The organism is Aeromonas sobria (assembly GCF_000820145.1).
GTDB lineage: Bacteria > Pseudomonadota > Gammaproteobacteria > Enterobacterales > Aeromonadaceae > Aeromonas > Aeromonas sobria.
The window spans coordinates 250226-272525 of sequence record NZ_CDBW01000016.1; the positions used below are offsets into that span (position 1 = coordinate 250226).

The 22300-nt window shown below is 59.7% G+C and carries 19 protein-coding genes; 7 read left to right on the forward strand and 12 right to left on the reverse strand.

The genetic code is table 11. The features are described from left to right. Nucleotides 1–51 precede the first annotated feature (51 nt). The 4 genes from BN1135_RS08045 to BN1135_RS08060 form a co-directional block, all read right to left on the reverse strand. Nucleotides 52–819 (reverse strand): PTS sugar transporter subunit IIA, encoded by a 768-nt coding sequence (locus tag BN1135_RS08045; RefSeq protein WP_042020221.1) that lies wholly within the window; start codon nt 817–819, stop codon nt 52–54. Then, nucleotides 819–1124 carry a PTS fructose transporter subunit IIB gene (locus BN1135_RS08050; protein ID WP_042020223.1) on the reverse strand — a complete coding sequence of 102 codons (306 nt, stop codon included), beginning with the start codon at nt 1122–1124 and terminating at the stop codon, nt 819–821. The genes BN1135_RS08045 and BN1135_RS08050 overlap by 1 nt, the downstream gene beginning before the upstream one ends. Nucleotides 1125–1342: 218 nt before the next feature. Beyond that, on the reverse strand, nt 1343–2749 hold the full coding sequence (uhpT, locus tag BN1135_RS08055) for a hexose-6-phosphate:phosphate antiporter (protein WP_042020224.1): 1407 nt from the start codon (nt 2747–2749) through the stop codon (nt 1343–1345). Nucleotides 2750–3314: 565 nt separating this feature from the next. Next, nucleotides 3315–5222: a PTS fructose transporter subunit IIABC gene (locus tag BN1135_RS08060; protein WP_042020225.1), complete on the reverse strand. Its 1908-nt coding sequence runs from the start codon at nt 5220–5222 to the stop codon at nt 3315–3317. Nucleotides 5223–5712: 490 nt separating this feature from the next. Between BN1135_RS08060 and BN1135_RS08065 the strand changes: the two genes are divergently transcribed. Next, entirely contained in the window at nt 5713–7014 is a 1302-nt protein-coding gene (locus BN1135_RS08065) for a methyl-accepting chemotaxis protein (RefSeq protein ID WP_042020226.1), read from the forward strand. Between the two features lie 181 nt (nt 7015–7195). Further along, on the forward strand, nt 7196–7738 hold the full coding sequence (locus tag BN1135_RS08070; RefSeq protein ID WP_042020227.1) for a DUF3332 domain-containing protein: 543 nt from the start codon (nt 7196–7198) through the stop codon (nt 7736–7738). Between the two features lie 64 nt (nt 7739–7802). Here BN1135_RS08070 and BN1135_RS08075 read toward each other — a convergent pair whose 3' ends face one another. The 6 genes from BN1135_RS08075 to BN1135_RS08100 form a co-directional block, all read right to left on the reverse strand. Then, the gene (locus BN1135_RS08075) at nt 7803–8861 is read right to left on the reverse strand and encodes an FUSC family protein (protein ID WP_042020228.1); all 1059 of its coding nucleotides are present in this window, start codon (nt 8859–8861) and stop codon (nt 7803–7805) included. Nucleotides 8862–8936: 75 nt separating this feature from the next. Beyond that, nucleotides 8937–10700 carry a bifunctional molybdopterin-guanine dinucleotide biosynthesis adaptor protein MobB/molybdopterin molybdotransferase MoeA gene (locus BN1135_RS08080; protein WP_042020229.1) on the reverse strand — a complete coding sequence of 588 codons (1764 nt, stop codon included), beginning with the start codon at nt 10698–10700 and terminating at the stop codon, nt 8937–8939. Further along, on the reverse strand, nt 10697–11341 hold the full coding sequence (gene mobA, locus BN1135_RS08085) for a molybdenum cofactor guanylyltransferase MobA (protein ID WP_042020230.1): 645 nt from the start codon (nt 11339–11341) through the stop codon (nt 10697–10699). Before mobA ends, BN1135_RS08080 begins: the two co-directional genes overlap by 4 nt. Next, nucleotides 11313–12008, reverse strand: a complete 696-nt coding sequence (locus BN1135_RS08090; protein WP_042020232.1) for an energy-coupling factor ABC transporter ATP-binding protein — start codon at nt 12006–12008, stop codon at nt 11313–11315. The genes mobA and BN1135_RS08090 overlap by 29 nt, the downstream gene beginning before the upstream one ends. A 115-nt stretch (nt 12009–12123) precedes the next feature. After that, nucleotides 12124–12825 (reverse strand): ABC transporter permease, encoded by a 702-nt coding sequence (locus tag BN1135_RS08095; RefSeq protein ID WP_005347674.1) that lies wholly within the window; start codon nt 12823–12825, stop codon nt 12124–12126. Nucleotides 12826–12954: 129 nt separating this feature from the next. After that, on the reverse strand, nt 12955–13785 hold the full coding sequence (locus tag BN1135_RS08100) for an ABC transporter substrate-binding protein (protein ID WP_042020370.1): 831 nt from the start codon (nt 13783–13785) through the stop codon (nt 12955–12957). 255 nt (nt 13786–14040) lie between these two features. On the opposite strand from BN1135_RS08100, the gene BN1135_RS08105 reads away from it, so the two are divergent. Then, nucleotides 14041–15396, forward strand: coding sequence for a sigma-54-dependent transcriptional regulator (locus BN1135_RS08105; protein ID WP_042020234.1), 1356 nt, complete (start codon nt 14041–14043; stop codon nt 15394–15396). Nucleotides 15397–15421: 25 nt separating this feature from the next. Further along, on the forward strand, nt 15422–17524 hold the full coding sequence (locus BN1135_RS08110; protein ID WP_082186760.1) for a sensor histidine kinase: 2103 nt from the start codon (nt 15422–15424) through the stop codon (nt 17522–17524). A gap of 80 nt (nt 17525–17604) precedes the next feature. On the opposite strand, the gene BN1135_RS08115 is transcribed toward BN1135_RS08110, so the two are convergent. Continuing rightward, nucleotides 17605–18471: a helix-turn-helix transcriptional regulator gene (locus tag BN1135_RS08115; RefSeq protein ID WP_005312265.1), complete on the reverse strand. Its 867-nt coding sequence runs from the start codon at nt 18469–18471 to the stop codon at nt 17605–17607. A gap of 89 nt (nt 18472–18560) precedes the next feature. After that, nucleotides 18561–19418, reverse strand: a complete 858-nt coding sequence (locus BN1135_RS08120; protein ID WP_042020236.1) for a formate dehydrogenase accessory sulfurtransferase FdhD — start codon at nt 19416–19418, stop codon at nt 18561–18563. Nucleotides 19419–19663: 245 nt separating this feature from the next. Here BN1135_RS08120 and BN1135_RS08125 point away from each other — a divergent pair, with 245 nt between their 5' ends. The 3 genes from BN1135_RS08125 (at nt 19664) to BN1135_RS08135 (ending at nt 22242) form a co-directional block, all read left to right on the forward strand. Beyond that, entirely contained in the window at nt 19664–20710 is a 1047-nt protein-coding gene (locus BN1135_RS08125) for a DUF2971 domain-containing protein (protein ID WP_042020238.1), read from the forward strand. Nucleotides 20711–21101: 391 nt separating this feature from the next. After that, a complete protein-coding gene (locus BN1135_RS08130; RefSeq protein WP_042020239.1) occupies nt 21102–21656 on the forward strand; it encodes a DUF3305 domain-containing protein in 555 nt (184 codons plus the stop codon). Further along, nucleotides 21649–22242 (forward strand): DUF3306 domain-containing protein, encoded by a 594-nt coding sequence (locus BN1135_RS08135; RefSeq protein WP_042020241.1) that lies wholly within the window; start codon nt 21649–21651, stop codon nt 22240–22242. Before BN1135_RS08130 ends, BN1135_RS08135 begins: the two co-directional genes overlap by 8 nt. The last annotated feature ends 58 nt before the right edge of the window (nt 22243–22300 follow it).

The window sequence follows — 22300 nt, forward strand, 5'->3', positions numbered from 1 at the left end:
ACCGACTCTTCAGTTGGCAACAGGTCAGTTGGCAACAGGGGGCAAACCGGCCTAGCTCAGCAAGCTCTCAATCACGATAGCCTGACGGGCGGGGGCCGAGCCTGCCTGCAACAGGGCGTGGCTGACCACATCGTCGATCATCGCCTGCGCCAATCGGGTGAGGGGCCGCAGGGTCTCCCGTCCGCAGCCGACCGGTACTGCCAGCAAAATAATGGTCTGCACCGGCCCAATCCGGGAGCCCCACTCGATGGGGTCTGCACAGTTGAGCAGACTCAGCGCCGGTTGGCTTATCCCTTCGCTCAATACATGGGGCATGGCAAGGCCCGGGCGGATAATGGTGGCAGAGACCTGCTCGCGCCGCTCCACTGCTGCGGTCAGTTTAGGGCGGTCGGTGACCAGTTCGGCGGGCAGCAGATCGATCAGATGTTCGAGGGCCTCGGCCTTGGTCAGCGGTTCGGGGCTGTGGGCCAGCTGGCGCAGGGCAAAATGGTAGTCGGGCAGGGCGCTCGCCAACCGTAATTCGGCCAGTGCGGCGGTCAATGGGCGCACCAGCGGTTGGCCCAGTTCGCCGCACCAGCAGGTAAACGCCATGTGGGCCAGCTCGGCATCGCACCCTTCAATCTGCAACTGGCAGAGGTCGCCGGGTTGGGTGGCGAGGGTCAGCAGAGATAGCTGGTTGCTGGCGATGACAGTCTGGCGCCGGGTGAGGTTGGCGCAACAGATGGAGGATTTGAACATCCCCGCCAGCCGGTTCAACTGTTTGGCCTGGGTGATGCTCATTCCCTGCTGGCAGTAGAAGGTGATCTCGCGGGTCAGCATCAGGCCGGGATCGGCAATCCCTTGAGTACGCCCATGGCATCCAGCAGCACTGTCTCCAGGGTCACCTGATGGATGGCGCAGCCGAGAAAGCGATCTTTTTGCTCAATCTCGATATCGGAGGCAATCAGCACCAGATCGGCGCTGGCAATATCGCGGGCGGTCAGCATGTTCTCCATGCCCATGGCACCTTGAGTTTCGACCTTGATCTTGAGCCCCAGGGTGGTGGCAGCTTTTTGCAGGGCATCGGCAGCCATATAGGTATGGGCAATACCGGTCGGGCAAGCGGTGATGGCAACGATCTTCATCAGATATCTGTGATGCAGGCAAGTGGGAGCAACAAGATAGCGCTGGCGGGCTGGCTTTACCAAAAGTCCATACGAAAAGTGGGATCTTGATGGGGATATGCCTGCCCCTTGAGCGGCAGCGCAGGCTCATGTCGGGCCCATCGGGTGTCTGGTTGCGCCAAACAACAAGGGCCACCCGTGTGGGTGGCCCTGAACAATCAGCGACAATCTGCAGGGGATCAGGCGGTCTGGCCGGCCAGCGCTGCGGCTTTCAGCTCGCGCTTGATACGGCGGATCTTGCGCTCTTCGGCCACGGCCACACAGGCCATCAGCACCAGACAGGCGGCAGCAGCCATGTCGAGGGCGGCGAAGGTGCCTGCCCAGCCAGTCAGACCGAAGATGGGGGTACCATCGGCGATCATGCCCAGACCCAGTTTGGCGAAGCTGTCACCGATCAGATAAGCAAAGGTGCCCTTGACCCCATCGGCGACGCTGATGCCCTGTTTGGGGACGAAGCCCACGGCGGCAACGCCGATCAGCAGCTGCGGACCAAACACCAGGAAGCCCAGCAAGAACAGCGAACCCAGGAACATGAATGGGGTAGTGGCGTGCTGATAGAGACCCAGGGTGGCAATGATCAGTGCCAAGGCGACGCAAGCCACCAGACCACGACGGCCATTGGCCAGATCGGAGAGATAACCCCACATCAGGGTGCCGACCAGTGCGCCCACTTCAAAGAAGGTAAAGCCCTGAATCGCCACCTCTTTGGAGAAACCCAGCTCCTGGTGAGCGTAGACGGTGGACCACTGGTCGATACCGATGCGCACCACGTAGAGGAAGATGTTGGCAAAGCAGAGCAGCCAGATCACTTTGTTCAGCAGCACGTACTTGACGAAGATCTGCCCCTTGGTCAGCTGCTGCTCTTCGGTGGCGATATCTTCTTCGCTCGCCACTTCGTCAAACAGCTCTTCTACCTTGCCCAGACCATAGGCTTCCGGTGAATCGCTACCAAAACGCAGGCCGATAAAGCCGACGATCAGCGCGATGATGGACGGGAAGATAAACATGCCGAGCACATTGCCATCAAACAGATAGTTGGCACCGAACAGCGCCACACCGGCCGCACCGGCACCGCCGACGTTGTGGGAGAGGTTCCACATGCCGAGGTAAGTGCCGCGCTTGTTGCGTGGCGTCCACTTGGTGATGGTGGAGTAGCTGCACGAGCCACCACAGCTTTGGAAGAAACCACTGGCTGCGTAGAAGAAGATCATCAGGTAGAGGCTAAAACCGGTGCCACCCATGCTGGCACTGAAGCCGAGCATGCAGAGGGCGGAGAGGATCAGCATCAGCGGCAGGAACTGCTTGGTGTTCTTGCCATCGGCGTAGTAGGAGACGACTGTCTTGCCCACCCCGTAGGTGATGGAGAAACCAAGGCCGATCATGCCAAGCTCGGTCATCGACAGACCGTACTCCTGGATCATGTCATTTTGCGCAATGTTGAAGTTCTTGCGGATCAGATACATGGTCAGGTAGCCAATAAATACAACCAGATAGGATTGCATAAAAGGCTTGAACCAGAGCTTGCGCCGGGCTTCGACCGGCAGGTCGAGGGTCGGAACCCGGACCTGTTGGAGCAATTTCAACATCTTCGTTCATCCTCTGCGAGATAGACGGTATTTCCGCCGCGCCCCTCATTTGTAGATAAATTGTTTGAGGTCACGCCACGGAAGGGGAACCGAAAGTCAGATCCTGCCAGTTGGTGCTGTGGCCGACTCTCCATCCATATAAACCCGGGCCCGGCACGGGATGATGGGGCTGGTTGCCCATCGTGGTGCGGGTCACGACATCAGGTGAGGTGACTCTAATCAGAGGGGCAGAAAATGGCTTGAGAGCCATCCCTAGTGGCACTAGGAAAATTTCCTAGTTTTTGCGCTTTCGCGGAAAAAGCGTGAGAAACATCACACAGTGAATGCCAAAGTACTGCCATGTCAGCCAGTTTGCTGCGCCGTGCGAGCCCTTGGTTGCGAGGCGTGAGGGAGAGACGCAAGGAGAGGAGGGCGAAGCGAGAAGCGAGGTAGGCGGGGTCATCGACCCCTGTTTCGTGGGGCGGATCAGAGGAAAGCTGGCTATCAGGCGCTGCGAAAACCAAAGAGGCCACCCCGTGGGGTGGCCTCCTGTTATGCGTTACGAGCAGCGATTGCGCGGGGGGACTCAGGCCGCTTTGGCCAGGGTCACCTCGTCACTCTTTTTGATCCGCAGTTTTTTCAGGGCGACAGCCACCACACCGGTGACGATGGCACCGCAGACCATGCAGAGCAGCGCCAGCAGTGGCTTGTTGACCGCACCCAGCAGGGCCACGATGGGGCCACCGTGGGCGACGCTGTTGGTGATGCCAAACAGGAAGGCCATCACTGCGGCGGTCATGCTGCCCAGAATGTTGGCCGGGATGACGGCCAGCGGATCACGGGCGGCGAACGGGATCGCCCCCTCGGAGATCCCCACCAGGCCCATGGCACCGGCGGCTTTGCCCGCTTCGATTTCAGAAGCATCGAAGATACCCAGCTTGCGACCGAGCACGGTAGCCAGCGACATGCCGAGCGGCGCAGCCGGGATGGCGCAAGCCATGGCACCCATAAACTGGGTCTGACCGGAGGCAATCATGCCGACGGAGAACAGGAAGGCCACCTTGTTGACCGGGCCACCCATATCAAAGCCGGCCATACCCCCCAGCACGATGCCCAGCAGTACCAGACTGCCACCGCTCATGGAGAGCAGCATGGCGTTGAGGCCTGTCATCATGTCGGCAATCGGGGCGCCGATGATGAAGATGAAGACCGCAGCGATAAACAGGGAACCGACGATGGGGGCGATCAGGATCGGCACCAGCGGCTGCACCATCTTGTGGTAGTGACGGGTGGCAATCCAGCGCACCAGATAGCCGACCAGCAGACCTGCGATGATGGCACCGATAAAGCCAGTACCGGCGTCAGCGCCGTAGAAGCTGCCGTTGTTGGCGATCCAGCCGCCGATAAAGCCCGGGGCCAGCGCCGGACGATCACCGATGGCGTAGGCGATATAGCCCGCCAGAATGGGGATCATCAGGGTAAAGGCGGCCACACCCACGTTGAGGATCTGGTTCCACATGCTCCCTTCCGGGATCTGCATGCCGCTCGGGGTCGGGTTGCCGCCGATGGCCAGTGCCAGCGCAATCAACAGACCGCCGGTCACCACGAACGGGATCATGTGGGAGACGCCGTTCATCAGGTAGCGATAGAGATCGGAACTGCCGCCCGTGCTCTTCTCTTCACCCTTTTTATCTTCTTTGCCGGCCACATAGGCCGGGGCTTTCAGTGCCTGCTCGATCAGACCCTTGCCATCCTTGATGGGGGCCTTGACGCCGGTTTTGATCAGCGGCTTGCCAGCGAAGCGGGCCATGTCCACCTGCTTGTCACAGGCCACCACGATGGCGCTGGCGCGGGCAATTTCGTCTGCGGTCGGGCTGTTCTTGACGCCGATGGAGCCGTTGGTCTCCACCTTCACCTCGTAACCCAGCTCGCGGGCTGCGCGCTCCAGCGACTCGGCCGCCAGATAGGTGTGAGCGATACCGGCCGGGCAGCCAGTGACACCGATGATGAAGCCTTTGCTGGTAGTCGGGGCTGCACTCTGCTCCTCTTTCTTGGCCAGCAGCAGCGCCAGTGCCTCAGCCGGGGTTTTGGCTGCCAGCAGTTTGGCGATAAAGCCCTCTTCGATCAGCTTGCCGGAGAGCTCCGCCAGCACCTCGATATGGTGATTGGCGCCACCATCGGGGGAGGCAATCATGAAAAAGAGGTGGGACGGCTTGCCATCTTCGGCGCCGTACTCGATGCCGTTGCGGCTGATGCCGATGGCGACCGCCGGGTTGCTCACCGCCGCGCTCTTGGCGTGGGGCAGGGCCACGCCCTCCTCAAAACCTGTGTTACCCAGCTCTTCGCGGGCCCACAGATCCTTGATAAAGGCCTGCTCGTCGCTGACCCTGCCTTGCGATGCCAGCAGGCGGGCCATCTCGGTGAAGACCTCTTCCTTTCGCGTCGCTTTCAAATCGAGGTTGATCAGATGTTCATTGATCAAGGTGGTGATCATGGCGCTCTCCCCGCTTCCGGTGACGGAAGCTATGCGTGAGTACGTATCGACGTACTGGATAAAAATGACCTGGCTATTATCGCGGTTCGTCCGCCCCCGCCCTATCGGATAAATGTGCCAATCACTGGATTTTTGTGCGCAGCAAAACACGATGTGATGAAGATCCCGTTTTCAGGCAGGACTCGCTATTTTCAGTCGGCATTTATTTTTCTATTTAAAAACAAATAATTGAGGCTATTTGTGGCATGGGTTGAGGTTTGTTATGGGTAATATCAATAAATTAATCCCTATCTGGTGATGGATTTTTATGTGGTGAACCAGAATAAAGTAGTGTGATCTTCATCACGCTAACCCCTGTTTTTTTCGACGTGATTAGGATTTTTATGCGCCTGCTGGCCGGGGGAAAGTGGTAAGCGCTATCTATCAGATTTTTCGTCTAAAATCGGTACAGACGTAACCTAATTGCAGGTATCTACCGGAGGCTGGGCTGATGTTTAATTTTAAAATCAAAGCAGAATTACTCGCATGTCAAACGCAGTTGGCCCAGGCCCACGCCTTTATTGATGCCGTCAAAAAGGGGGTGGCAACCATCAGTTTTACCCCGCAAGGGGTTATCCTCGAGGCTAATCCGCTGTTTTTAAGTGTGGTGGGTTATAGCGAGCAGGAGGTGGTTGGCAAACACCATCGGATGTTTTGCGACGCCCACTATGGGCAGTCGACCTCTTACTCGCAGTTTTGGCAGCAACTGGACCATGGCGAGACCCACAGCGGCATTTATCAGCGTTTTGATAAGCAGGGGCGAGAGTTGTGGCTAGAGGCGACCTACTTCCCGGTCAAGGTTGATGGCAAGGTGATAAAAGTGGTCAAGATTGCCGCCGATATCACCGAGAGTTACATCCAGCTCAGCCGTCAGAAAGCCATCGCCTCAGCCCTCGACCGTTCGCTGGCCATTATCGAATTCACCCCCAAAGGTGACATCATCACTGCCAATCAGAATTTCCTCTCCTGCGTTGGTTACTCGTTATCACAACTCAAAGGACAGCATCACAAGCTGTTTTGTGACGACAGCTTTTATCGGGAACAGCCCCATTTTTGGGAGGATTTGGCCCATGGCCAGCTCAAGTCGGGTCTCTTTTTACGCCGGGACAGTCATGGTAACGAGCTCTGGCTGGAGGCAACCTATAACCCCATCAAGGATGAGTCGGGCAAGGTGATCAAAGTGGTCAAGTTTGCCAGTGACGTGACGGAACGGATCAAACGGGCCCAGGCGGTCAGTGAAGCGGCCCGTATCGCTCACACTATTTCTAAAGAGACCACCCAAGCTGCGTCGACCGGTTCTGATCTGCTCAATGCCTCGGTCGCTCTCTCGAGTGCTATTTCGGAGCAGGTAAGCAAAACCTCAGCTCTGATTGGTCAGTTAAATGAGCAGTCAAAAAGCATAGAGGCGATTGTTTCCACCATTAGCAGCATTGCGGAGCAGACCAACCTGTTGGCACTGAATGCGGCCATTGAAGCCGCGCGGGCCGGAGATCAAGGGCGTGGTTTTGCGGTGGTGGCCGACGAAGTACGGCAACTGGCGGCTCGCACCTCGCTCTCTACCGGCGAGATTGCCGCAGTGGTGCAGAAAAACCGCGAGTTGACCGCCCATATCACCAGCAATATCGATGAAGTGGCCAGTAGAGCATTACGTGGCAAGGAGCAGATTAGCGAGGTGAGCAGTGTGATGGCCCAGATTGAGCAGGGTGCCATCAGTGTCACCGAAACCGTATCCAACTTGGCCATAGATTCTTGAGTGGTATTGGTTGTTGAGTAAAGGCACCGTTTGGATTATTACTCCATCGGTGCTTATTTCTTGTGCACTTGATATGTGAATCTGAACCCCTCCTGTATCGTCCCTCCATTGTGAATTGTTCTGGTTTGACCTCTTGATTAGGCTTGCCGCCTCATTAATTTTGGAGCAGGAACAGAACAAGATGGCATTACAACAGAAAGGGCGGGCAATGGCCCTGCTGGTTATGGTCGCGAGCATGGGTCTGGGCGGCTGTATGGGGCAGATGGGGCTTTCTGGCATGGTCACCAAGGGCAACCTGAGCGTGGTGGATAACCGCTACGGCCGTGCCGGGGTCTTCGTGTTGCTCGCCCCTGTCTATGGTCTGGCGGCCACCGGCGATCTGTTCGTATTCAATACCATCGAATTCTGGACTGGCAAAAACGTCATCACTGGCAAGTCGCCAGCGCTGGTCGACATGCGTGCCAACTCGGTGATCAAGGTGAACCAGCATCTGGACCCGGCGCTTAAAAAGGTGCCGTTGGCCATGCTGCCGCAGGGTGTGCGCGAAGTAGAAATCAGCTACCCCAACGCACAGAGCGCCGAAATGAAGCTGCATTATCTGGATGGCAGCATTGGCATGATGCGCGGCGAGAAGCGTGGTGAGATGCTGGATATCTATTTCGATGGCCAGCTGGTCTCTACCATGACCCAGGATCAACTTGAGCAGATCCGCACCGCCGCGTAAACGGCTGCGATCCTCATGTTGGTACTCAAAACGCCCCGCAACTGCGGGGCGTTTTGCATTGGTTTTAGTCCGGCTGCTTGCGATGGGGCGGGGTGAGGATCAGCCCCAGCAGGCGGCGCAGGTGGGTGAGCTGCTCGGTCAGCTGGACGTTGAGCCAGAGGTAGCCATTGATGGCCGCCTCGGTGTTGGGGGGCAGCGACACCTGCATCGCCACCTCCTGCAGGCGGGCGATGGCGGCATCCGCACCGCGCCCGTCGCCGGTTTGCATCATCAGGGCGAGCTGGCTGATCACCTCCTCGGTGGCCTGATGGCAAGTGTGCAGCTCGCGGGTGCTCTGCATCAGGAAGTGACTCTGGCGATCGTTCCAGTAAGTGTTGGCCAGCATCTCCAGGGTACAGAGGGTGTTGCGCATGGTGACCTGCACCGCATCAAACAGCGAGATACTGTGGCGACTCTCCTTGGCTGCCGGGGCCAGCAGTGCCCGCAGTTTGCCGGTCTGGGCCAGCAGTTGAGAGAGATTGTGTTTGAGCCGCGGCCGCTCCAGCACATTGGGGGAGAGGTGGGTGTGATAGAGCCGCCCCGACTGTTGCAGGATCTGGTGCAGTTGCAGCCGCCAGTGGCTATAGGCGCGCTGGGGATAGATGCTGCAAAAGAGCAGCGCCAGCAGGGAGCCAAGGATCACATCAGCACTGCGCCACAGCGCCATCTTGATGTCCCCCGGCATGGCTCCCATGGTGATGCCAAGGGTGATACCGATCAGCAGCCCCACATAGGGGCGCTTGCCGAGGGCCAGATAGCCGCAGAGGAACATGATGCAACCGCACCAGATCAGGGTGAGCGGCATGGAGTAGATCTCCAGATAAAGTGCCACCACTCCGCAACCGGCGCCGAAGATGGTGCCCACCACCCGCTGCAGGGCACGGGAGAGCACATTGCCCCAAAACGAGATGGGCCCCATCACCACCACTAATGTGATCAGCGGCCAGGTGCTCTCTGGCAGTTGCAGTTCGCGGGTCAGCAAAAAGGTGAGCATAAAGGCGAGCGCAATGCGCAGGCCATGGACGATCCGGTAGTGGCCATAGACCAGCAGATCGAGTCGGGAGAGAGGGGCATCAAGACGCACAGTTTGCCTCGTATCAGGTCGCCGATCAGGTGTGTGACGGGGCGCCGTGCATCCGGCCGACGCCCCGTTCGGGTATCAGGCTAGTCGTCCTTGCAAGGGGTGGATCCAGACCCGCTCGCCAACGGCGATGCCGGGTTGGTCCGGTACGATTTCGATCAGGCAGTTGGCATCTGCCATGGAGCTCAGAATACCCGAACCCTGTGGTCCTGTGGTGCGCACCCGCAGCTGGCCGTTACGGTCCTGATGGAAGATGCCGCGCAGAAACTCGGAGCGCCCCGGGCGGCTCTTCATCTTCTCGTCCGCCAGTGCCGACAGGCGCAGCGGCTGCCACAGCTTGCCCTGCAGGCGGGCAATGGCGGGCTCGACAAACTGCAGCACGCAGATCATCGCCGCCACCGGATTGCCCGGCAGACCGAAGAAGGGGGTCTGCCCCAGTTTGCCAAAGGCGAGCGGGCGGCCCGGCCGCATCTGGATGCGCCAGAAATCGATCTGGCCGAGCTCTGCCAGCACCAGCTTGATAAAGTCGGCGTTACCCACCGAGACCCCGCCCGAGCTCAGCACCAGATCGGCGCTGGCGGCGGCCTGCTCCAGCTGCTGGCGCAGAATGGTCTTGTCATCGGGAATGATGCCAAGGTCCATCACCTCGCAACCGGCGGCGCGGATAAGGGCCATCAGAGTGAAGCGGTTGCTGTCGAAGATATGGCCGGGGGCAAGCGTTTCGCCCGGTGCCTGCACCTCATCGCCGGTACTGAACAGCGCCACTTTCAGCGGGGTGCGCACAGTGAGACTGGCTTGACCGAGTGATGCCGCTAGCCCGAGCTGGGGGGCGCCAAGCCAGGTACCGGCCGGGATGGCGACCGCGCCTTTGGCGAGATCTTCCCCGGCCAGGCGCACATTCTGCCCTGCCCGGATTGGGGCGGTGACGGTGACCCACTCACCTTCAATCAGCGTCTCTTCCCGCATCACCACGGTATCCACACCGGGGGGCAGCGGGGCGCCGGTCATGATCTGCACCGCCTGACCGGCCAGCACCGGCTCATGGCGCTGCTGGCCCGCCAGCACTTCCCCCACCAGCTGCCAGCGACCGGTGGCGAGATCGTCGCTGCGCAGGCCAATGCCATCCATCGCCGAGTTGGCGTGGGGGGGCACATTGATGGGGCTCACCAGATCGGCGGCCAGCACGGCGCCGTGGCACTGGGCCAGCGGCTTGTTCGAGCAGGCGTTGCTTGGGGTGAGAGCTTGCAGAATGGCGTTGCGGGCCGCCTCTACCGAGAGAAATCCCTTGCCCGCCTCCGGCTCCTTGGTCTGGCAGCCGTCAAGCCAGCGGCAGACGAAGTCGGCGATGGCCGCCAGATCGTTGATATCGAGGCGGGGCAGGCTTGTCTGCTGTTGTTCGCCACTCTGTTGGGGCTGATCGCTGGCCAGCGCGATGATGTCGCTGTCTTCGGGGAAGAGCAGCGGCTTGCCAATCTCGGCGCGGTGCAGCTCGATTTTCGGGAAGTGTTCGTGCTTGAACCCCTCGACCAAGAGCAGGTCGAGCTCTGTCTGATCGAAGCTTGCCAGCAGCTGGCGAAAGTCCGCTTCGGCCAGCTCGGTCTCAATGATACGAGCGTGGCGACAGCGGGAAGCCACCATCATCTGCTGGGCACCCGCCTTGCGCAGGCGGTAACTGTCCTTGCCCGGCTGGTCGATATCAAAGTCGTGGTGGGCGTGCTTGAGCACCCCGATGCGCAGGCCGCGATCCACCAGCAAGGGGATCAACTGCTCCAGCAAGGTGGTCTTGCCGGTGCCGCTCCAGGCGGCGAAGCCGAGCAGGGGAAGAGTGGGGGCCGGGGTCATGAGGTGACTCCTTGTTGGGGGTCGATAGCTGGGGCGAGCAGACGGGCCTCGTAGGCGGCCAGCTCGGCAGGGCTATTGAGATTGATAAAGGCATCCGGCTGATCGGCAAAGCTCACCACCGCCATATTGTGGCGGGCAAACCAGATATCGATTTTGCGCTCACCCTCTGCCAGCGCGGCGGTGAGGGAGGGGAGCAGGGATTTGTGCAGCAGGGCCACCACGGGTTGCAGCCAGTCGCCGTCGTGGGCCACCACCAGCTCGGTCTGTGGGGTCAGGGCGGCGCGAAAGCGGCTCATCAGATCCAGCGGCAGGGCGGGGCCGTCGCAGGGGACAAACAGCACCCAGTCATGACGGGCGGCGGCAAGGCCAGCCTGCATGCCCGCCAGCGGGCCGAGATAGTCGTTGTTGTCATCGCTGATGACTGGGGCCAGCGCCTGATAGCGGGGCTGACTGCGGTTGGCGTTGATCAGCACCTCATCCACCTGGGGGCGCAGGCGCGCCAGCACGTGGTCGATCAGGGGGCGTCCCGCCAGTGCTACCCATCCCTTGTCTTCGCCCCCCATCCGGGTGGCGCGGCCTCCTGCCAGGATCACTGCTGATACGGCAACGGGATCAGAGTGGCTGTCGCTTTTTGAAGTCATGTCGCTCGATGATTTTTAAAGGGGTCGTCTCTTGCAGCTGGCCACGGGCGAGGGTCCATTGCCGCTCGCACAGGTCGGTCAGGGCATTGCTCTGGTGGCTGATGACGACCAGGCCGCTGCCATGTTCCCGCAGATCTTGCGCCAATGCGGCCATCAGGGCAACCGAATGTGTATCCAGATTGGCGGTGGGCTCATCCATCAGCAGAAAGGCCGGTTGCAGCGCCCAAGCGCGGGCCATCGCCAGCCGTTGCCGTTCGCCACCGGACAAAATACTGATGTGCTCCCGCGCCAGCCCCTCCAGCTCGACCCGGCGCAGCGCCTCGAACACCCGGATCTCGCTGCCAAGCTGTTTATCCAGCGCCCAGGCCACGTTGTCGTGCACGGTGCGATCAAACAGATAGGGGGTCTGGTGCAGATAGGTGACCCGGCCCGGCCCCAGATCCCGCTTGAGCAGCCGGTTGAGCCGCCGTTGCCAGCGTCCCGGCAGATTGGTGTGGCCACGGGTCGGGGCGAGCAGCCCCGCCAGGATCTTGAGCAGGGTGGTCTTGCCCACCCCGTTGGCCCCGTGCAGCCAGATGGCATCCCCCGGTGCGATGGCGAGCCGGTCAATCTCGAACAGCTGGCGTTCGCCAAAGCGCATGGTGAGTTGCTGGGCGGTCAGGGCCATGGGGTACTCCTGTTGATACACAGTGGGGGCATGGTCAGTTCTTCAGATAGCTGTGGCCGCGCCAGAGATGGGGTCAGCAGCATTCGGTAATGGCTAACAGTGCGCTGCGCCATGGTCAGTTCTTCAGATAGCTGTGGCCGCGACACGCTGTCAGCAGCAGGTTGAGCAACAGGGCCAGAGTGAGCAGCACGATGCCAAGGGCTACCCCCTGGGTGAAGGCCCCTTTCTGGGTCTCCAGCGCGATGGCGGTGGGGATATTGCGGGTGAAGTGCAGGATATTGCCCCCCACCATCATGGAGCAGCCCACCTCGGTAACGATGCGGCTAAAGGCGCCGATGATGGCGGCCAGCAGGCCAAAGCGGCACTCATGCATCAGGCCGATCAACGCCTTGGGCCAGGATACCCCCAGGGTCAGGGCGGTCTCCCAGGCGCGCCGATCGCTCTGAACAAACGCCGCGTGGGCCATGGTGGCGATCACCGGAAAGGCGATCAGCATCTGCCCCACCACCATCGCCTGCTGGGTAAAGAGCAGCTTCCAGTCGCCAAAGGGGCCGGCCCGCGACAGCAGCATATAGAGCAAGAGGCCAATCACCACGGTCGGCACTGATTGCAGGGTATTGATGCAGGAGAGCCAGAGCCAGCGGCCGGGCAGCGGCAGATAGGCCAGCGCAAAGCCCAGCAGCAACGCGGGCAGCAGCACCAGCAGCAGGGCGATGCAGGAGACGGAGAAGGAGACCCCCACCACCTGCCACAGTTCGGTGTCACCACTAAACAGCAGGGCGAGGGCCGCTAATGTCGTGTCAAGCAGCGTCGGCATCAGACCTCTCTCTCATAGTGCAGGGCGAGGGCCGTCAATACGGTCGTGTCGAGCAGTGTCGGCATCAGGCGCCTCCCTCAGCGAACCGGGGGAGGGCCATCAACCTCATCGCAGGGGTCAGGGTTGCCATTATTTCCCGTTGGCATCCGCCACAAACAGCGCTTGACCGGCCACCTTGAAGTCGCCGATCAGCTGCTGGCCATGCTCGGAGACCAGCCAGTTCTTCAGGGTGCGAGCCCCTTCGGTGTTGAGATCCGGGTAGCGCTTGGGGTTGACCAGGATCACCTGATAGGGGTTGAACAGGCGCTTGTCACCCTCCAGCAGCACGGCGAGATCCAGCTTGCTCTGATAGGCGAGCCAGGTGCCGCGGTCGGTCAGGGTGTAGGCACCCAGCTCGGAGGCCATGGTCAGGGTCGGGCCCATCCCCTGGCCGATGGATTTGTAACCGGCAAACTCGGGTTTGACGTCAGCGGCTTGCCACAGGGTCTTCTCCTTGATGTGGGTGCCGGACTCGTCACCGCGGGAGATAAAGGTCTGGTCTTGATCCTTGATGGCTTGCAGCCCCTTGGCGGCGTCGTGCAGCTTGGCCAGTCCCGCCGGGTCTTTGGCCGGGCCGACGATGACAAAGTCGTTGTACATCAAATGCACCGGCTCGATGCCAAAGCCTGCATCGACGAACTTCTTCTCGGCAGAGGGGGCGTGGGTCATCACCAGATCCGCATCGCCATTTTCGCCCATCTTCAGGCTCTGGCCGGTGCCAGCCGCCATCACCTGCACCGGATAACCGGTCTCTTTGGTGAACTGGGGCAGCAGCCAGCCCAGCAGACCGGACTGCTCGGTGCTGGTGGTGGTAGCGAGGCGAATTGGTGATTTCGCGGCGTCAGCGTGGGCCGCTCCGGCGATCAGCAGGCTGGCGGTGAGGGAGAGCGCAAAACGTTTGAAATTGGTTTTTATCGTCATCTTGATGCAACTTTTTTCAGGGTGGATGAGGAGAGGGCAAGAGTAAGCAAGCAGGGTGCCAAACTGTTCCTTTGTCATCGGATTCACGGTTTGCCGTTTAAAAACAGAAGCTTATTAAAATCAATCAGGGGAGCTTGTTGTCGCTTTTAATCATGGGTGTTGGTGCTTTTGATACGGGAAGGACAAAATGTCCCACTAAAGTTCCGGTTATCGGGATATTATCTGACCTTACGTGTATCTGAGGTACTTTTTTCCATGACTGCATCCGTTAGCCGCTGGTCTGCCCTCTCCCTGCTCATCGTTGACGATGAGCCCGGCATGCGCAGCTTTCTGGCCAAGGCACTGGCCAAGCGCTTCGCCCAGATAGAGACTGCCGCCAGCGTGGAAGAGGCGGAAGCCCTGCGCTGCCGCCTGCATTTTGATCTCATCATCGCCGACATCCGGCTGCCGGGGCGCTCCGGCATCGAGTGGCACGAGGCGATCGACCCCGCTACCCGTCGCAGCGACATCATCTTCATGACAGGTTTTGGCGACATGGATACCGCCCTTAAGGCGCTACGGCTCGGCGCCAGTGACTTTATCCTCAAGCCCTTCAATCTCGATCAGATGGTGCAGGCGGTAGATAGAGTCATCGAGCGCCGCCAGATGGAGCGGGAGAACCTGCTGCTGCGCCGAGAGGTGAGCAAGCTATTCCCCCCCACCCTGATTGGCGACAGCGCCAAGACCCGCGAGCTCAAGACGCTCATCGCCAGAGTGGCTCCCTCCAATGCCGCCGTGCTGGTGGAGGGGGAGTCCGGCACCGGCAAGGAGCTGGTGGCCCGCGCCCTGCATCAACTATCTGGCCGGATGGGGGCCTTTGTGCCCCTCAACTGCGCCTCCATCGCGCCGGAGCTGCTGGAAAGCGAGCTGTTCGGCCACGTGCAGGGGGCATTTACCGGTGCCCGCAAGGGGCGTGACGGCCTGTTTCGGGTTGCCCATCAGGGCACCCTGTTTCTCGACGAGATCGGCGAAATGCCGCTGGCCATGCAATCCTCCCTGCTGCGGGTGCTGGAGCAAAAAGCCATTCGCCCGGTCGGTGCCGAGCGCGAGCTGGCGGTGGATGTGCGCATCGTCGCCGCCACCAACCGCAACCTCAAAGCCGAAGTGGAGGCGGGCCGCTTTCGCGAAGATCTCTTCTATCGGCTCAACGTGGTGGCGCTGCCGGTGGCGCCGCTGCGGGATCGCGTCGATGACATCCCCGCGCTGGTACACCACTTTACCCGCCAGCTCACCGCCGAGATGGGGATGGGATCCTTAAGCTGGACCCACGAGGATGTGGTGGCGATGCAGGCTTATCCCTGGCCCGGCAACGTGCGCGAGCTGCGCAACCTGATTGAGCGCTGTCTGCTGCTGGGCAAGCCCCCCGCCGATTACTGGCTGAGCAGCAAACCCGCCGAACAGGAGGCGAGCGAGGAGGGTTATCCGCTGGCGTGGCCACTGGCGGAGGTGGAGAAGGCCCACATCCTGCAAGTGGTAGCCAGCCATGATGGCAACAAGTCGGCCGCTTCCCGGGTGCTCGGGGTGGCGCGCAAGACCCTGGAGCGCAAGTTCAAGGAGTGGGCCATCGAATGAGGAAGGTTGATTGGATGGGGTGGCGATGAAACTGACCCTGCTGTCTCGCTGTATGCGCGCCTTGCTGCCCCGCTGCGTGCGCACCAAAGTGCGCTGGCGTCTGCTGCTGCTCACCTCGGTGCCCATCATGCTCACCCTGGCGGGCATGATCGCGCTCACCCTCTACTGGACCCTCACCTACAGCTGGCAGAACCTGCTCACCACGGTGCGCAGTGATCTCGGGGTGGCCCACCACGCCATCACGGTGCAGCAGCAGCGCCAGACCGAACATCTGGAGCATCTGCGCGATGCCTGGGCCTTTCAGCTGCGACTGAGGGAATCGCCGGATCAGCTGCAGGATTGGGTGATGCCGCTGGCGGCCAACTATGGCCTCGACTTCCTGCGTTTGCGCCGTGGCCCCGAGCTGGATCAGCTGACGGCGCAGGCGCGCGCGGCTCTCACGGCAGGGCGCAGCGTCAGTCACTTCGTGGTCTGGTCGCAGCAGGAGATGCTCGCCCTCGCCCCTGTGCTGGCCAAGCGGGCTGTGCTGTGGCAGCGGGATGGTACCAAGGTGGTGGAGAACCGGGGATTGATCAGCCTGTCATTGACGCCGGTGATGGGCCGCGACGGCTCGCTCTGGGCTGTGCTGGAGGGGGGCGAGCTTGTCAACGGCAGCACCCGGCTGGTGGATGAGCTCAAGGGGCAGGTGTTTGCCAAAAATACCCTGCCGGATGGCAGCGTCGGCACCGTCACCCTGTTTCTCGACGATCTGCGGGTGAGCACCAACGTGCCGGTCAGCAGTAGTCGTCAGGTGGGACGGGCGGTGGGCACCCGGGTCTCGCCGCCGGTGCGCGAGCAGGTGCTGGGGCGGGGGGAGATGTGGGTTGACCGCGCCTTCGTCCACGACGCCTGGTATGTCTCGGGCTACGAGCCACTGCTGGGAGCCAGGGGCGAACGGCTCGGCATGCTCTATGTCGGCTTTCTCGAGTGGCCCATTATCCGCACCTACCTCACCAATCTGGTGGAGCTGGGCTCCGGCGTGGTGCTGCTGTTGCTGCTCTCCGGCCTGCTGGTCTATCGCGGCGCGCGGGATCTCTTCTCCCCCATCGAGCGGATGCACAAGGTAGTGCGGCAGGTGCAGGCCGGGGAGTCGGCTCGCATCGGCCCGCTGGCCCTCGATCCCGACCACGAGCTGGCCCAGCTCGGCCGCCAGTTCGACGCCATGCTGGATCGGCAGGAGGCGCACCAGCAGCAGATGGCCCGTAGCGCCGATGAGCTGGAGCAGAAGGTGGCCGAACGCACCCAGAGCCTCAAGCTCAAGACCGCCGAGCTGGAAGATCATATCCATATGCTGACCGAGGCGCGCCAGCAGCTACTCATCAGCGAGAAGCTGGCGGCCCTTGGCGAGCTCTCCGCTGGCGTTGCTCACGAGATCAACAACCCGCTAGCGGTGATCCTTGGCAATGTGGAGCTGATGAAGCTGGAGTTGGGGGAGGCGGCCGAGCCGGTCAGCGAGGAGCTGGCGCTGGTGCTGGCCCAGATCGAGAGGATCCGTGCCATCACCCGCAGCCTGCTGCAATACTCCCGTCCCGGCGACTACGAGACCGCGCCGGTGTGGCAGCATCTCAATCCCATCATCGAGGAGAGCCTGACCCTGGTGCGCTCCGCCCTGCGTCAGCAGCAGGTGGATCTGGTGGCCGATCTCAAGGCCATGCAGCCCATCGAGGCGGATCGCCAGCAGCTGTTGCAGGTGTTGATCAACCTGTTGGTCAACGCCAGCCACGCGCTGGGGGAGCAGGGGGAGATCCGGGTCGAGAGCCGCGACTGGTTCGATGAACTGGGTCAGTTGCGCGGGGCCGAGGTGCGGGTCATCGACAACGGCAGCGGCATCGAGGCGGCGATTATCGACAAGATCTTCGACCCCTTCTTCACCACCCGCGCCACCGGCACCGGCCTGGGGCTGGCCCTGAGCCACCGCATCATCAGCCGCTGGGGCGGGGAGCTGCTGGTGGACTCCACACCGGGGCAGGGGAGCTGCTTTACCGTGCGGCTGCGCAGCCACGCCTTGCTGCCCAGCGGCAGTGAGCCCGCGAAACTGGAAGGGTGGCGCATCGCCCTCAATGCCGAGGGGCGTGAGACAAGCGATTGATGCTGTTATAAAAAGGCCCGTTATAAAAACAGCCCGTCAACATGGTTGGCGGGCTGTTTTGTCGGTGGGTGAGTGGTTATTTACTGCGGGCTCCACACCAGCTTGCCGCTCTGGGTCAGGTCGTAACCGCCGAGGCGGGCCGCCAGTTCACGCCCCTCGGGGGATTGCAACCAGCCGATCAGTTGCTGCAGCAGGGTGCGAAAGAAGACCCCCTGCGGCATCACCAGATCGAAACACTCCTGCGACAAGGGCATAAAGCCGAGGCCAAACTCGGTGGCTGTGCTCTGGGCGCCGGGCCCGACATCCGCATCGCCGCGGCTGATGGCGGCGGCCAGCTCCCGCTCGCTGTTGACCTCAATGGTGCGCTCCAGCCGGGTCAGCGACTCCCCTTGCGTTTGCAGCCACTCCTGCAGGGCGCGCTGGCTGCCAGCCCCTTCTTGACGCATGGCCCAGCGCCAGTCGAGCGCCTCTTTCGCCTCCTTGGGTTGCAACCCCTGCCGCAGCACCAGCCCCTGAACCCGGCGAAATCCATGAACGATCACCCATTGCCGGTGGCCCTGATACTGCTGCACCAGCGCCGGGTGGCGCAGGTGCGCCTCCTCGGCCTGCCCCCAGTGGATGGCGCAGAGATCCACATGGCCGCGCGCCAGCATCGCCAGCCCCTGACGGGTGCCGCACGGGGTGTAGCCCACCAGTGCCTGGGTGCCGAGCTGCTGTGCCAAGCGGCTGCTGGCGTAGTGCAGCAGCACATCGTCCGAGCCTGCCAGCAGCAGCCGGTCGTTCATCACCCCCTCGTGGCAACTGCCGAGCAGCCAGCGGTCGAGCAGGGAGCGGGGAAACAGCCACTTGCCGGTCGCCTTGGTAGCGGGGATGCGCGCCTCGTTGGCGAGCTGGTAGACCTTCTTCTCGTTGAGATCGAGGTATTCCGCCACCTGCTTCACGTTCATAAATTCGTTCATGGCTTGTTCCTGACCCCTGTGGTGGCGTGATCGAGATACAGAGCGATCTGCTTGGCACTCATCAACTCGTTCATTACCTAGTCCCGCATCCCGCGACCGGCCGGACTGGGCGCCAGCACCGGCGGCTTCTCGTCCAGCACCATATGGTTGTGGCCGCTGAATACCTCGAAATGGCGCCCCTTGGCGCGGGCAATCATGGTGATGCCGAGCTGGCGGGCGAGATCCAGCCCCATCTGGGTGACGCCGGAGCGCGACAGCAGCACCGGAATGCCCATCTGCGCCACCTTGATCACCATCTCCGAGGTTAGCCGCCCGGTGGTGTAGAAGATCTTGTCGTGGCCGGTCTCACCGCGCATCCACAGCTCGCCCGCCAGGGTATCCACCGCATTGTGGCGTCCCACGTCCTCGACAAAGGAGAGGATTTCGCTACCGCGACAGATGGCGCAGCCATGGACGGCACCCGCCATCTTGTAGGTTTCGTTATGGGCCGACAGCGCCTTGAGCAGGGCGTAGAGGGTGCTCTGTTTAAGCTCGGGCGCCGCCAAAACCACCCCTTCGAGCTTCTTCATCACGCTGCCATACATGGTGCCCTGACCGCAGCCGGAGGTGACCGTCTTCTTCTCCAGCGACTTGTCGAGATCGGCTGCCTGCTGGCTGCTCACCACGGCGGCGGCCTCACTCTCCCAATCGACGATCACCGACTCTATGGCTGCAATATCCTCGATAAAACCCTGATTTTTCAGATAGCCCAGTACCAGCGCCTCGGGGCGGGCTCCCAGCGTCATCAGGGTTACGATCTCCTTCCAGTTGAGGTAGACCGTCAGTGGCCGCTCACAGGCGATTTGGCGGGTGTTCATCGTGCCCTGTTCATCCATCACCTCGACGGCCATGGTGAGCTGGACGGCAGCATTGCTTTTGATAAAGGTCGGTGTCATGGGCCCCTCGCGACCGGTTGCCGGGATCTAAGGGAAGGGATACAGCAAGTTTTGTTCCATCTAAGATGAATAGGCTGAATGTTGGTCTTGGTATCTGTATTTATAAAATTGGATCTGATATCTCATATCTACCTTTCGAAAGTAAACTTTTCTGGACAAAACTCGTTCATTCAATAAACATAGGAATATTAAGTGCCAATTAATAAACGATGAGTTTCATATTCTATGATTATTAGGTGGGGTAAATGCTAGTTAAATATTATGGATTAATAAATGACGAGATTAATAAATGTAATGTGCCAAGACATAGTTTTTTACTAAATGAGCTTTTTAGATTTACTCAACCTAAGTTTCTTAATGATAAAGGGAGTGAGTCTAAAATGCTGCCTTACTTTAATAGATTTTCTCCCGCTGATATTGCTTGGGCTAAAAAACAACATAGTAAGATGCAACATGACCCTTCATATACGCCAAGTGAAGAAGAGTTGATTAAGTATTACTTGTTGCCTACTGGTCTTAGATATGGCGATGCTTTTCCTCAAATGATTAAAGTACAGACTGGTTTTAATTCAATGGAAGAGTATGATGAAAATCAATTCACAACCTCAGTAGAAATGTTTAATAAGGTTTTATTGGAGGCAATTAGCTGCCATATAGGAGTATTTTCTTTATGTAAAAGTGCAACTAACGAATTGATGTGGACTCATTATGCATCAGAAGGAAAGGGTATCGCGATAATTTTTAAAGAAGAACATCAGTTTTTTAAGGATAACCCTCCACAAGAGGTTACTTATTCTCCTGAAAAAAGAGCCGCAATAACCTATTTTAAAGGAAGCTGGCGATTAAATGGTGAGCCAATAAAAAATTATCAGGTTTCTAATTTATCAAGCCATTCATCCATTGTCAGTGATTTACTTAGAAATGGGGCTGATTTATATGAGCTTAGTCAGAGAGTAATGCTTTCAAAGGCGGAAAAATGGAGTTATGAAGAGGAGGTTAAAATCGTTGCGCCTCTTAATAGTTGTGAGAAGAAAAATGGCGACCTACTTAAAGGTAGTTTTGATGATTCATTGGGATTGAACGATTTATTCAGTGAATATCATGAGGTCTGTTTGAAGAAAATACCGAAATCTGCATTTGATACAGTCGTTTTAGGTTATGCTATTAATGAACGTGATAAATATATCATAATTGATTTGATTCAACGTAATGAAAGTTTAAAACATATAAAAATAAAACAAACAAAGCATAATTTATATGGTGAGTTAGAGCTCATTGATGTTGTTTTTTAAAGTTAAATCTATCTCGTATGTTGGGCTAAATCGTAGGTTGGTGCTGAACGAAGTGAAGCCCAACGTTTACCGCGAACACTTTATCAAGGTAATAATCGGATAATTCAGCATTATTCGATTATTGCCATTCCCTCAATCAGGCTCTGGCGGATTGGTTTGACGCCGCATGTTGGGCTTCGCTGCGCTCTGCACCAACCTACGCCCGCGCCGATCCATATCCCGCACAACGCGCCAACCCGCAGCAATGCCTCCATCAACTACCAAACCTGCCTTGGCCCCACTCTTGCTAAGTCTTATCCCAATGATGGCCGTGGCCGCCCTGAATGTACCACCGTGATCCGCCCCAAACGGGGTGGATTACGGGGGAGAGCGGCCCGGCAGAGACCTTCTGATGGGAGCCGTGATAGTGCAAGAGACAACCAATACCTTGCCCCCGCAGCGCTGGCTGCAACTGGAGTTAAAGGCCATCGACAGCCAGGTTGGCCGCTGGCAGAGCCGCCGTTTCGAGATTGCGGCGCTCCATCCCGCCGAACCCGAGGCTGCCGGTGCCTTGCCCCTTACCCTGTTTCGTGATGAGCGGGGGGATTATCGCTTCAATTTGAGCTCCGGTTCGCCCCGCCTCTTTGTCACCGGAAGCCGCGTGGACAATGGCTTTGTGGCCGATGGCCTCACCCTGAGCCAGACTGTGGCCGCCGCCTATATGGATGGCGAGCGGCAGGTGCTCTCCTGCCCGCTGCCCGAGGCGCTGCAAGCTTGGGTGGAGGCCTTTATAGGCCGCCACGGCGAGCTGCTGGAGGCCCGCCGCAAGGGCAAGAAGGGCAAGGGACGGGCGCAGGATCAGCTTGGTGTCGATACGGTAGATCAAGCCAGTTGTGGCGCCGTTAAAGCCACTGGCCCCGATGGCCGCGAGCGTGGTAGCCACAGCGGAAACAGCGCCCATGAGTGAGTTTCTCAAGCGCTGGTCGTCACGCAAGAGTGAGGCGCGCAAGCATCAGGCATTGCAGCCACGGGAAGAGGCCATTCCCGAGGCGGTTGCCGCCCCCATCGAAGGCAGTGGTGAAGGTGAAGTCTCAGATACTGCGCTGGATAGCCCCGTAGTCAGCACTGACAAGGGGAGCTGTGAACCGCGTGCCGTTGAGGGGGCCGAGAGTGGCGAACCGCCGCTAACAACAGCCCAGCCGGGCAAGGCCAAACTCCCCGACAAGGAGGCGCTGCGGGCCATGTTTCGCAGCCACAAGCCGGATGGACTCGACGACTACACCCAGGATTTCAGCCAGCCCGAGTTGCTGCCGGCAGCCCTGACCGCCGGGCTGCGCAACTGGCTGGTGGAGCAGGTGACCGCCCCGGAGAGCGAATCGGCCAATCCGGCCAGCGGATCCGCTGAACCGGTGGTGCTTGCCAGCGCACCTGCCGCCGACGAGCTGGCTGATAACCATTCTCAAACCCACACCGATGATCGGGACATTTTGGTTTCCTGTGGTGGACAAAATGTCCCAACCAAAGGTGGGGGAATGGAACCCTCAGGATCCTGACTCCCTGTCAGTCACTTTTTTCCCGGGGGAGTTGGCTCGCCTCTTGCTCTCTCGGCTT

Coding starts and splice junctions, on each gene's coding strand:
- BN1135_RS08090 (WP_042020232.1), bottom strand. CDS start 12,008: ATGGCCCTGACCGCCCAGCAACTCACCATGCGCTTTGGCGAACGCCAG.
- uhpT (WP_042020224.1), bottom strand. CDS start 2,749: ATGTTGAAATTGCTCCAACAGGTCCGGGTTCCGACCCTCGACCTGCCG.
- BN1135_RS08120 (WP_042020236.1), bottom strand. CDS start 19,418: ATGACACCGACCTTTATCAAAAGCAATGCTGCCGTCCAGCTCACCATG.
- BN1135_RS08050 (WP_042020223.1), bottom strand. CDS start 1,124: ATGAAGATCGTTGCCATCACCGCTTGCCCGACCGGTATTGCCCATACC.
- BN1135_RS08130 (WP_042020239.1), top strand. CDS start 21,102: ATGGGAGCCGTGATAGTGCAAGAGACAACCAATACCTTGCCCCCGCAG.
- BN1135_RS08095 (WP_005347674.1), bottom strand. CDS start 12,825: ATGCCGACGCTGCTTGACACGACATTAGCGGCCCTCGCCCTGCTGTTT.
- BN1135_RS08125 (WP_042020238.1), top strand. CDS start 19,664: ATGCTAGTTAAATATTATGGATTAATAAATGACGAGATTAATAAATGT.
- BN1135_RS08135 (WP_042020241.1), top strand. CDS start 21,649: ATGAGTGAGTTTCTCAAGCGCTGGTCGTCACGCAAGAGTGAGGCGCGC.
- BN1135_RS08070 (WP_042020227.1), top strand. CDS start 7,196: ATGGCATTACAACAGAAAGGGCGGGCAATGGCCCTGCTGGTTATGGTC.
- BN1135_RS08105 (WP_042020234.1), top strand. CDS start 14,041: ATGACTGCATCCGTTAGCCGCTGGTCTGCCCTCTCCCTGCTCATCGTT.
- BN1135_RS08115 (WP_005312265.1), bottom strand. CDS start 18,471: ATGAACGTGAAGCAGGTGGCGGAATACCTCGATCTCAACGAGAAGAAG.
- BN1135_RS08060 (WP_042020225.1), bottom strand. CDS start 5,222: ATGATCACCACCTTGATCAATGAACATCTGATCAACCTCGATTTGAAA.
- BN1135_RS08110 (WP_082186760.1), top strand. CDS start 15,422: ATGAAACTGACCCTGCTGTCTCGCTGTATGCGCGCCTTGCTGCCCCGC.
- BN1135_RS08065 (WP_042020226.1), top strand. CDS start 5,713: ATGTTTAATTTTAAAATCAAAGCAGAATTACTCGCATGTCAAACGCAG.
- mobA (WP_042020230.1), bottom strand. CDS start 11,341: ATGACTTCAAAAAGCGACAGCCACTCTGATCCCGTTGCCGTATCAGCA.
- BN1135_RS08100 (WP_042020370.1), bottom strand. CDS start 13,785: ATGACGATAAAAACCAATTTCAAACGTTTTGCGCTCTCCCTCACCGCC.
- BN1135_RS08080 (WP_042020229.1), bottom strand. CDS start 10,700: ATGACCCCGGCCCCCACTCTTCCCCTGCTCGGCTTCGCCGCCTGGAGC.
- BN1135_RS08045 (WP_042020221.1), bottom strand. CDS start 819: ATGCTGACCCGCGAGATCACCTTCTACTGCCAGCAGGGAATGAGCATC.